The organism is Thermohalobaculum sp. (assembly GCF_058622915.1).
Genome location: NZ_JBZSYN010000153.1, coordinates 1 through 9,820 on the forward strand (window position 1 = coordinate 1; position 9,820 = coordinate 9,820).

Genomic DNA, 9,820 nt, shown 5'->3' on the forward strand with positions numbered 1-9,820 from the left:
CCCCTGGCCTGCCCCTGGCCTGCCCCTGGCCTGCCCCTGGCCTGCCCCTGGCCTGCCCCTGGCCTGCCCCTGGCCTGCCCCTGGCCTGCCCCTGGCCTGCCCCTGGGGCGCGGGCGCGCAGGGTAACGGCGCTATCGCCCGGCGGGGATGGCCCCGGCGCCGCCCTGCCAGGGGCGCCGGCGGGTGGCGTCGCGGGCGGGCACCAGCCGCAGCTCCTTGCCCGCCGGGTCGCCGCCGATGGCGCCGAGACGGGTGAGCGCGGCCTGCCCCAGATACTTGCAGGGGCCGTCGAGAGGCGGCCCGTAGCGGGCCACCACCAGCGTACGCGGCTGGCACAGCGCCTCGAGCCGGCCGGGCGCGATGTGCCGGCTGTGCACGACCTCGAGCCGCCAGCCGTTCGACAGCCGGGCCGAGGACCAGCCGCGGCCGCGGCTTAGGCCGGGGCGGACGGCAGCGTCCTCTTGCGCGGCGCCGTCGCCATCGCGGCGCAGCCAGGTCTGGGCGACATAGGACTGGGCGCGGGCGTGGTCGAGCGCGCGGCCCTGGGCGCCGATCACTCCGATCAGGCGGCCGCCCGGCGCGATCAGCAGCTCGTGGCGCTGGGCCGGCTGGGTCCAGATCGCCAGCCCCGCGGCGATGCCGGCGAGCCCGGCCAGCCGCCAGGGGCCGCGCCACAGCACCAGCCACAGCCCGCCGAGCGAGATCAGCACCAGCACCACGCCCGGCGCCGATGCGACCCAGCGCGTGGCCCCGGGCAGCGCCGCGACGGCGTGGGCGACCCGGAGCACCCAGTCGATCCCGGCCCCCATGAGGCCGAGCGCCGGGCCCTGCAGGCCCAGGGGCGCCAGCACCCCGGCGGCGATCGCCGCGGGTGCAATGATGAGGCCCATCGTCGGCACCGCGGCGATGTTGGCCGGCAGGCCGTAGAGCGCCACGCGGTTGAAGTGGAACGCGGCATAGGGCGCGGTGGCAAGCCCGGCGAGCAGGCTGGTGAAGACCAGCGCCCCGGCGTAGCAGGCCGCGCCGCGGATCAGCCGGGCGAGCGGGCCGCGCCGGCGCGGCGCCGGCGGCGGCCGGGCGAGGCGCCAGCGGCGTAGCTCCTCGTAGCCGGCGACGAGGGCGGCGGTGGCGGCGAAGCTCATCTGGAAGCCGGCGTCGAGGAGGCTCAGCGGCCGGATCGCCAGCACAACGATAGCGGCGACCGCGAGCCCGCGCAGCGTGATCGCGCGGCGGTCGAGCAGCACGGCGGCAAAACCGACCAGCACCATGACGAAGGCGCGCTGGGTGGCGACCGTGGCGCCCGAGAGCGCCAGGTAGCCCAGCCCCGCCAGAAGTGCGCCAACCGCCGCCAGCTTCCTGGCGCGGGTACCGCCGCAGCCGGGCGGCAGGCTGAGCCCCAGCCGCATGGCGGCGAAGACAAGGCCGGTCAGCAGCCCCATGTGCAGGCCGGAGATGGCCAGCAGGTGCGCCAGGTTGGCGGCGCGCAGCGCGTCGTTGTCGGATTTGGCGATGTGCGAGCGGTCGCCGACCACGATGGCCGCGGCGAAGGCGCCGGCCCGGCCCGGCATCTGCGCCACCAGCGCGTCCGACAGCGCCAGGCGCTGCCGCGCCAGCCAAAGGGAGAAGCGGTCGAGCGGGCCCGAGGGCGGCGCGGCCACGAGCCCGAGCGCCGGGCCGCGGGCATAGCCGACGGCACCCAGCCGCGCGAACCAGGCGCGCAGGCGGAAGTCGTAGCCGCCCGGCTCGACCGGGGCACCGGGCGGCGAGAGGTGGGCGAAGACGCGGATGCGCGCGCCCGGCCGGGGCGCATGGGCTCGGTCGGCCGCGAGCAGGGTCACGCGCACCCGCGCCGGCGTCTCGCGCGGCTCGAGCCCGTAGATCACCACCCGGTCGAGCAGCACGCGCGGCGCGCCCGAGGCCGAGCGGCTGAGCCTGCGCACCCGGCCGTCCAGCGTCGCCTGCGTCTCGGCCGCCAGCACGGGGGCGGCGGCGCGATGGGCGGAGAGAACGGCCAGCGCGAAGCCGGCGCCGAAGGCGGTGAGCGCGAGCGCCAGCGCCAGGGCGGCGAGCCCGGCGTGGCGCACCAGGCCGCCGGCCAGCGCCGCGAGCGGCACGGCGGCAAGCGCGCACCAGGCCGGATCGGGCTCGCGGTCGAGCGCGAAATAGAGCCAGATCCCGGCGCCCATCGCCACCGGCAGCCACAACACGGCGCGGCGCGCCTCGGCCCGCCAGAACGCCTGGTAGAGGCCGGCCCGGCCGCGAGCCTTGTGCGCCGCTACCACCTGTTCCATAACGGCCCCGGTCCGATCAGCCCGCTCCGGCCCATAAGCGGCCTCGTCCGTTAACCAAGCGTTAAGTACAGATGAGCGCAGACGTCGTTACCCGCTTCGCGCCCTCGCCCACCGGGTTCTTGCACATCGGCGGCGGGCGCACCGCGCTGTTCAACTGGCTGTTCGCCCGCCACCATGGCGGCAGGTTCCTGCTCAGGATCGAGGACACCGACCGGGCGCGCTCGACACCCGAGGCGACGCAGGCGATCTATGACGGGCTGAGATGGCTGGGGCTCGACTGGGACGGGCCGGCGGTCAGCCAGTCGGCCCAGGCGGCGCGCCACGCCGAGGTGGCGTACGACATGCTGGCGCGCGGCACCGCCTACAAGTGCTTCGCCACGCGCGAGGAGATCGACGCCTTCCGCGAGGCCGCGCGTGCCGAGGGCCGGGCGCCGATCTTCCGCAGCCCCTGGCGCGAGACGCCTCCGGCCGAGCAGCCGCGGGGCGCGGACTACACCGTGCGCCTGAAGGCGCCGCTCGAGGGCCAGGTAGTGATTGAGGACCGGGTGCAGGGCACGGTGACCTGGGAGGCGAGCAGCCTCGACGACCTGATCCTGCTGCGCTCGGACGGCTCGCCCACCTACATGCTGGCAGTGGTGGTCGACGACCACGACATGGGCGTGACCCATGTGATCCGGGGCACCGACCACCTGACCAACGCCGCGCGGCAGGCGCTGATCTACCGCGCGGTGGGCTGGGAGGTACCCGCCTTCGCCCACATCCCGCTGATCCACGGGCCGGACGGGGCGAAGCTGTCCAAGCGCCACGGCGCATTGGGGGTCGATGCCTACCGCCGGATGGGCTTCCTGCCCGGGGCGATGCGCAACTACCTGGCGCGGCTGGGCTGGAGCCACGGCGATGACGAGTTCTTTACCACCGACCAGGCGATCGAGTGGTTCGGGCTCGAGCAGATCGGCCGCTCGCCGGCGCGCTTCGACTTCGCCAAGCTGGAGAGCCTGAACGGGATGCACATGCGCGCGGCGGCGGACGCGGCGCTGGTCGACGCGCTCGACGATTATTTTGCGGCGCACAACAAGCCGGCGCCGGACGCGCGGCGCAAGGCGATGCTGCTGCAGGCCATGCCGGGCCTCAAGGAACGCGCAAAGACATTGGAACAGCTTTCTGATATAGCTTCATATATTTTGTCTGAAAGGCCCTTTCGCCCGGACCAGAAGGCGGCGAAAGCACTGGATGCGGAGGCCGTCGCGCTGCTCGGCCGTTTGACTGTGCGCCTGCAACATGCTAGCGAGTGGCGGTCGGACTCGCTGGAGGAGACGACCCGCGCCTTCGCCGAGGAGCAGGGCGTCAAGCTGGGCCGGATCGCGCAGCCGCTGAGGGCCGCGCTGACCGGGCGGACCGTCAGTCCCGGCGTGTTCGACGTGATGGAGACTCTTGGCCGCGACGAGACCCTCGCCCGCCTTGGCGATATCGGCGCGGCGGCCTAGTTGACCAACTGAAAGCCACGCGCCCGCCGGCAGCAGACGAGCGCGAACCGGATGGCGGCGACCCGCCACGGAGTCGCGCCGGCAATGAGGAAAGGACTCGCTCATGCAGGACCATACGAGCACCCGGACCGCGACCATCACGCTGGGAAACGAGAGTTGCGACCTCCCGGTCTATGATGGGTCGGTCGGACCGTCCGTGATCGACATTCGCAGTCTGTACAAGGAGATGGGGGTCTTCACCTTCGACCCCGGCTATACCTCGACCGGCAGCTGCGAGTCGAAGATCACCTACATCGACGGCGACAAGGGCGAGCTGCTCTACCGCGGCTACCCGATCGACCAGCTGGCCGAGAACAGCCACTACCTCGAGGTCTGCTACCTGCTGCTCTACGGCGAGCTGCCGACGGCGCAGCAGATGGAGGACTTCGAGAACCGCGTCACCCGCCACACCATGCTGCACGAGCAGATGCAGTACTTCTTCCGCGGCTTCCGGCGCGACGCACACCCCATGGCCGTGGTCTGCGGCATGGTCGGCGCCATGTCGGCCTTCTACCACGACTCCACCGACATCAACGACGAGTGGCAGCGCGAGGTCGCCTCGATCCGCATGATCGCCAAGCTGCCGACCATCGTGGCCTGGGCCTACAAATACGCGATCGGCCAGCCGCTGATCTATCCGCGCAACGACCTCGACTATGCCGCGAACTTCCTGCACATGTGCTTCTCAGTTCCGTGCGAGGAGTACATCGTCGACCCGGTGCTGGCGCGCGCCATGGACCGGATCATGATGCTGCACGCGGACCACGAGCAAAACGCCTCGACCTCGACGGTGCGGCTCGCGGGCTCGTCGCACGCCAACCCGTTCGCCTGCATTGCCGCGGGCGTGGCCAGCCTGTGGGGCCCGGCGCATGGCGGCGCCAACCAGGCCTGCCTGGAGATGCTGCGCGAGATCGGCACGCCGGACAAGGTTTCCGAATACGTCAGGCGCGCCAAGGACAAGGACGATCCGTTCCGCCTGATGGGCTTCGGCCACCGGGTCTACAAGAACTACGACCCGCGGGCGAAGGTCATGCAGGATACGGCCAAGGAGGTGCTCGAGCTTCTGGGCGTCGAGGACAACCCGACGCTGCAGACCGCGCAGGCGCTGGAGAAGGTGGCACTCGAGGACGACTACTTCGTCGAGAAGAAGCTCTATCCGAACGTGGACTTCTACTCGGGCATCATCCTCGATGCGATGGGCTTCCCGACCTCGATGTTCACGCCGGTCTTCGCGCTCAGCCGCACCGTGGGCTGGATCGCCCAGTGGAAGGAGATGATCGAGGACCCGGTGCAGAAGATCGGCCGGCCGCGCCAGCTCTACACCGGCGCCACCGAGCGCGACTACGTGGACGTGGAGTCGCGCGAGGGCTGACGGCCTGGCGACATCCGAGCTTGCCGGGGGGCGCGGCGGACGGCCGCGCCCCTCATCTTTTGTGGCGGCCCGCGTGCGTGCGCAGCCCTTCTTGCGCCCATTTGGGCCACCGGTTATATGCCCCGTGATCTCTTCGCTCCCTGGCCCCGGACCGACTCCCGCGGGCCGCCCGGCACGCCAGACGAGAAGGACCACGCATGCTTGTCACGCCCGCCTACGCCCAGGCCGCAGGAGGAGCCGGCAACGGGAGCTTCATCGCCTCGCTGATCCCGCTGATCTTGATCTTCGTGATCTTCTACTTCCTGCTGATTCGGCCACAGCAGAAGCGCGCGAAGGAGCACCGCGAGATGGTGGCGAACCTGCGCCGCGGCGACAAGGTGGTCACCGCCGGCGGGATGGTGGGCAAGGTCACCAAGGTCGGCGAAAGCGACGAGATCGAGGTCGAGATCGCCAGGGAGGTGAAGGTGACGGTGATCCGCTCGACCATAACGGCGGTGATGTCGAAGACCGAGCCCGCCAAGGAGCAGGGGTGATCGGGACGGAACTGCTCCGGGACTGAACGGGAAGGCGCGATGCTCTATTTTCCTACCTGGAAGCGGGTGCTGATCCTCGGCATCTGTCTGCTTGGCCTCATCCTCGCGATGCCGAACCTCTTCTACAACCGGGTCGACCAGGCCGACCGCGCCTTGGCCAAGATCAGCCGGCTCGAGAACCAGAACAAGCCGGTGCCCGCCGCGCTGCGCAAGCAGGCGGCGCAATGGCCCTCCTGGCTGCCCAGCCAGGTGGTGAACCTGGGGCTCGACCTGCGCGGCGGCGCGCACCTGCTGGTCGAGGTGCAGGTGCAGGAGGTGGTCGCCGAGCGCATGCAGCAGTTGCGCTCGGACGTGCCCAACACGCTGGTGAAGGCGGGCGTGCACCGCTTCACCGATCTCACCGCCGGCAAGGACCACGTCAGCGTCACCATTACCAAGGCCGCGGACATGGCCAAGGCGAAGCAGGCGCTTGAGAGCCTGGCGCAGCCGGTCGGCGGCGGCTTCGGCTTCCGCGGCGGCGAGCAGGACCTCAACGTCGAGCATGTTTCCGGCACCCAGACCTACCGCCTGAGCCTGACCGAGCCGGCGATCACCGCGATCACCAACCGCACCGTCGCCCAGTCGCTCGAGATCATCCGCCGCCGCATCGACGAGGCCGGCACGCGCGAGCCCACCATCGAGCGCCAGGGCCAGAAGCGGATTCTGGTGGAGGTGCCGGGCGTGGGATCGGCCCAGGAGGTGCTGGGCTTGATCGGGCGCACGGCAAAGCTGACATTCCACGAGGTCAAGGGCATGGACTCCAAGCCCATGACCGCCGGCCCGAACGAGATGGTGCTGCCCTCGAGCGACGGCAAGACCTATTACCTGCTGCAGCGCCGGCCGGTGCTGACCGGCGAGCATCTGGTCTCGGCGAAGCTGGGCTTCGCGCGCCAGACCAACCTGCCGGTGGTCGACTTCCGCTTCGACACCGCCGGCGCGCGCATCTTCGGCAACTACACCTCGGCCAATGTCGGCAAGCTGTTCGCCATCGTGCTCGACAACGAGGTGATCTCGGCGCCGCGCATCAAGAGCCCGATCCTGGGCGGCGCCGGCTATATCGAGGGCAACTTCACGGCCAAGAGCGCCACCGAGCTCGCGATCCTGCTGCGCTCGGGCGCGCTGCCCGCCTCGATCAAGGTGCTGGAGCAGCGCACCGTGGGGCCCAACCTGGGTGCCGACTCGATCCGCGAGGGGAGCTGGGCCTCGATCATCGCCATGATCGCCGTGGTCATCTTCATGGGCGCCTATTACGGGCGCTTCGGCCTCTATGCCAATGTCGCGCTGTTGCTCAACATCGCGCTGATCTTCGCGGCGCTGTCGGTCATGGGCGCGACCCTGACGCTGCCCGGCATCGCCGGCATCGTGCTGACCATCGGCATGGCGGTCGACGCCAACGTGCTGATCTACGAGCGAATACGCGAGGAACTCCAATCCGCGAAGGGCGTCGCGCGCGCCGTCGAACGCGGCTATGAGCAGGCCTGGAGCGCCATCGTCGACGCCAACATCACCACGCTGATCGCCGCGATCATCCTGTTCGGCATGGGCTCGGGCCCGGTGAAGGGCTTCGCGGTGACGCTGGGGCTTGGCATCGTGACCTCGATGTTCACCGCGATCTGGGTCACGCGGCTGATCATCGCCGGCTGGATCCGGCGCACGCGGCCCAAGACGATCAGGTTCGGCTTCCTGCGCCTGCTGCCCGAGGCGCCGAGGTTCAATTTCATGCGCTGGCGCATCCCGTTCGCCGCGGGCTCGGCGGCGCTGATCGTCGTCTCGGGCGTGCTGGTGGGCGTCATGGGGCTGAACTTCGGCATCGACTTCCGCGGCGGCACGATGCTCGAGGTGCACACACAACAGCCCGCCAACCTGGCCAAGATCCGCAGCGTCGCCAATGGCCTGGGGCTGGGCGAGGTTCAGGTGCAGGGCTTCGGCTCGCCCACCGCGGTGCTGGTGCGGGTGCAGCAGCAGCCCGGAGGCGGCGACGCGCAGATGAGCGTGGCGCAGAAGGTCGGCAACGCGCTGCAGTCGAAAATTCCCGGCGCCCATGTCAGCCGCACCGAGGTGGTCGGCCCGAAGGTCTCGGGCGAGCTGCTGCGAGCGGGGCTCGAGGCCATCGCGCTGGCGATTGCGGCCATCTCGATCTACATCTGGCTGCGCTTCGAGTGGCAGTTCGGCCTGGGCGCGGTGCTTTCTCTGGTGCACGACGTCTCGCTGACCATGGGCGTGTTCGCAATCATGCGGATCGAGTTCAACCTCTCGATCGTCGCCGCGATCCTGACCATCGTCGGCTATTCGCTGAACGACACGGTCGTCGTGTATGACCGCATCCGCGAGAACCTGCGAAAATACAAGAAGATGGCGCTGCCGGAACTGCTGAACCTGTCGGTCAACGACACGCTGAGCCGGACGCTGATGACCTCGGGCACGACGCTGATCGCCCTGGTCGCGATGTACTTCCTCGGCCCGGAGGTGATCAGCGGATTCACCTTCGCGATGATCTGGGGAATCCTGGTCGGCACCTACTCGTCGATCTTCGTCGCGGCGCCGCTGCTGCTGTGGTTCCGGGTCAAGCGCGAATGGACGAGCGGCAGGGAGAAGAAGGCTGGCGTGCAGTTCGGCGGCGCCCAGGTCTGAACGAAACACCGCGAGCGCCCCCGGAGGGCGAGACAATGCGCCTCAACGAGATCACGCCCCGGCGTGGGCTAAGCATCGATTCCTACGGACCCGGCGGATTCCGCATCGAGGGCGAGTGGCACGCCGGCTCGCTGATCGTCTCGCCGGCCGGGGTCGAGCGCATGGAGGGCCCGGTCGGGGCGGAGGCGCTGGCGCCGGTGCTGGCCCAGGCACGCGAGATCGACCTGGTGCTGATCGGCCAGGGGCCCGATTTCGCGCCCCTGAGCGGGGCCGCGCGCAGGGTGCTCGAGGAGGCCGGGCTCGGCGTCGAGCCGATGTCCACGGACGCCGCCTGCCGCACCTACAACCTGCTCCTGGGCGAGGGCCGCCGGGTGGCGGCGGTGCTCGTGGCCCTCTGACGCGCCCCCTTTCGCATCATCCGGTTCCGCCTATATTGCGAGGCGAGGGGCTCGACGCCCCCCGGACGAGTCCGCACGAATTCACCCAACGAGAAGGGGACCGATCATGGCATTCGAACTTCCCGACCTGCCGTATCCGCACACAGCGCTGGCCGACGCGGGAATGTCGGAGGAGACGCTCAAGTACCACCACGACATCCACCACAACGCCTATGTCAACAACGGCAACAAGGCGATTCAGGGCACCGAGTGGGAGGGCAAGCCGCTCGAGGAGATCGTCAAGGGCAACTACAAGGCGGGCGCCGTCGCCCAGAACGGTATCTTCAACAACGCGGCGCAGCACTGGAACCACACGCAGTTCTGGCAGATGATGAGCCCGAGGAACGGCGGCATGCCCTCCGAGCTGGAAAAGCGCATCAAGGACGCGTTCGGCTCGGTCGACAAGTTCAAGGAGGAGTTCTGCGCCGCCGGCGGCGGGCAGTTCGGCTCGGGCTGGTGCTGGCTGGTGGTCGACAAGGACGGCAGCCTGAAGGTGACCAAGACCGAGAACGGCGTGAACCCGCTGTGCTTTGGCCAGAAGGCGCTGCTCGGCTGCGACGTGTGGGAGCATTCCTACTACATCGACTTCCGCAACAAACGGCCGGACTACCTGAAGAACTTCGTCAACAACCTGGCGAACTGGGAGAACGTCGCCGAGCGCCTGTCAAAGGCGGGCGGCTGAGCCCGGCGAGAACAGCGTAAAGGCCCCGGGCCGCGCGCCCGGGGCCTTGTCGTGCGCGGCCCCAAGGTCCGGCGCGGGGTCCCGCCTCAAGGAAGGGCGCGGGAAAGCGCGGCCATCATCTCCTCGACCGTGTCGACCACGCTCAGGTAGTCCAGAAACGCCTCGCCGACGAAGCCCTGCTCGATCATGTGGCTGAACAGGCGCAAGAGCGGATCCCAGTAGCCTTCACTGTTGAGCAGGAAGGCCGGCTTGCCGTGCAGGCCGAGATGGCGCCAGGTCAGCACCTCGATCAGTTCGTCGAGCGTGCCGGGC

8 protein-coding genes are annotated in these 9,820 nt (G+C 69.7%); 6 read left to right on the plus strand and 2 right to left on the minus strand.

From position 1 onward, the window contains the following. Positions 1 to 131: 131 nt before the first annotated feature. Complete coding sequence (locus AC32QD_RS11930) at positions 132 to 2,291, minus strand: ComEC/Rec2 family competence protein (RefSeq protein WP_492010724.1); 2,160 nt, start codon at positions 2,289 to 2,291, stop codon at positions 132 to 134. Positions 2,292 to 2,362: 71 nt separating this feature from the next. On the opposite strand from AC32QD_RS11930, the gene gltX reads away from it, so the two are divergent. The 6 genes from gltX to AC32QD_RS11960 all read left to right on the plus strand — a co-directional run bounded on the left by gltX (position 2,363) and on the right by AC32QD_RS11960 (position 9,508). Beyond that, a complete protein-coding gene (gene gltX / locus AC32QD_RS11935) occupies positions 2,363 to 3,775 on the plus strand; it encodes a glutamate--tRNA ligase (RefSeq protein ID WP_492010725.1) in 1,413 nt (470 codons plus the stop codon). Positions 3,776 to 3,878: 103 nt separating this feature from the next. Beyond that, positions 3,879 to 5,186, plus strand: coding sequence for a citrate synthase (gltA, locus tag AC32QD_RS11940; RefSeq protein ID WP_492010726.1), 1,308 nt, complete (start codon positions 3,879 to 3,881; stop codon positions 5,184 to 5,186). A 197-nt stretch (positions 5,187 to 5,383) separates the two neighbouring features. Beyond that, positions 5,384 to 5,719: a preprotein translocase subunit YajC gene (gene yajC, locus AC32QD_RS11945; protein WP_492010727.1), complete on the plus strand. Its 336-nt coding sequence runs from the start codon at positions 5,384 to 5,386 to the stop codon at positions 5,717 to 5,719. A 39-nt stretch (positions 5,720 to 5,758) separates the two neighbouring features. Next, entirely contained in the window at positions 5,759 to 8,389 is a 2,631-nt protein-coding gene (gene secD, locus AC32QD_RS11950) for a protein translocase subunit SecD (protein WP_492010728.1), read from the plus strand. Between the two features lie 35 nt (positions 8,390 to 8,424). Then, positions 8,425 to 8,787: an Mth938-like domain-containing protein gene (locus AC32QD_RS11955; RefSeq protein WP_492010729.1), complete on the plus strand. Its 363-nt coding sequence runs from the start codon at positions 8,425 to 8,427 to the stop codon at positions 8,785 to 8,787. 106 nt (positions 8,788 to 8,893) lie between these two features. Then, positions 8,894 to 9,508, plus strand: coding sequence for a superoxide dismutase (locus AC32QD_RS11960; RefSeq protein WP_492010730.1), 615 nt, complete (start codon positions 8,894 to 8,896; stop codon positions 9,506 to 9,508). A gap of 86 nt (positions 9,509 to 9,594) precedes the next feature. On the opposite strand, the gene AC32QD_RS11965 is transcribed toward AC32QD_RS11960, so the two are convergent. Then, positions 9,595 to 9,820: LOG family protein (locus AC32QD_RS11965; protein WP_492010731.1), on the minus strand; the 226-nt coding region annotated here is incomplete at its 5' end.

Bases quoted from the DNA above. Each gene is read 5' to 3' on its own strand.
- gltA (WP_492010726.1), top strand. From the start codon at position 3,879: ATGCAGGACCATACGAGCACCCGGACCGCGACCATCACGCTGGGAAAC.
- AC32QD_RS11960 (WP_492010730.1), top strand. From the start codon at position 8,894: ATGGCATTCGAACTTCCCGACCTGCCGTATCCGCACACAGCGCTGGCC.
- AC32QD_RS11930 (WP_492010724.1), bottom strand. From the start codon at position 2,291: ATGGAACAGGTGGTAGCGGCGCACAAGGCTCGCGGCCGGGCCGGCCTC.
- AC32QD_RS11955 (WP_492010729.1), top strand. From the start codon at position 8,425: ATGCGCCTCAACGAGATCACGCCCCGGCGTGGGCTAAGCATCGATTCC.
- gltX (WP_492010725.1), top strand. From the start codon at position 2,363: ATGAGCGCAGACGTCGTTACCCGCTTCGCGCCCTCGCCCACCGGGTTC.
- secD (WP_492010728.1), top strand. From the start codon at position 5,759: ATGCTCTATTTTCCTACCTGGAAGCGGGTGCTGATCCTCGGCATCTGT.
- yajC (WP_492010727.1), top strand. From the start codon at position 5,384: ATGCTTGTCACGCCCGCCTACGCCCAGGCCGCAGGAGGAGCCGGCAAC.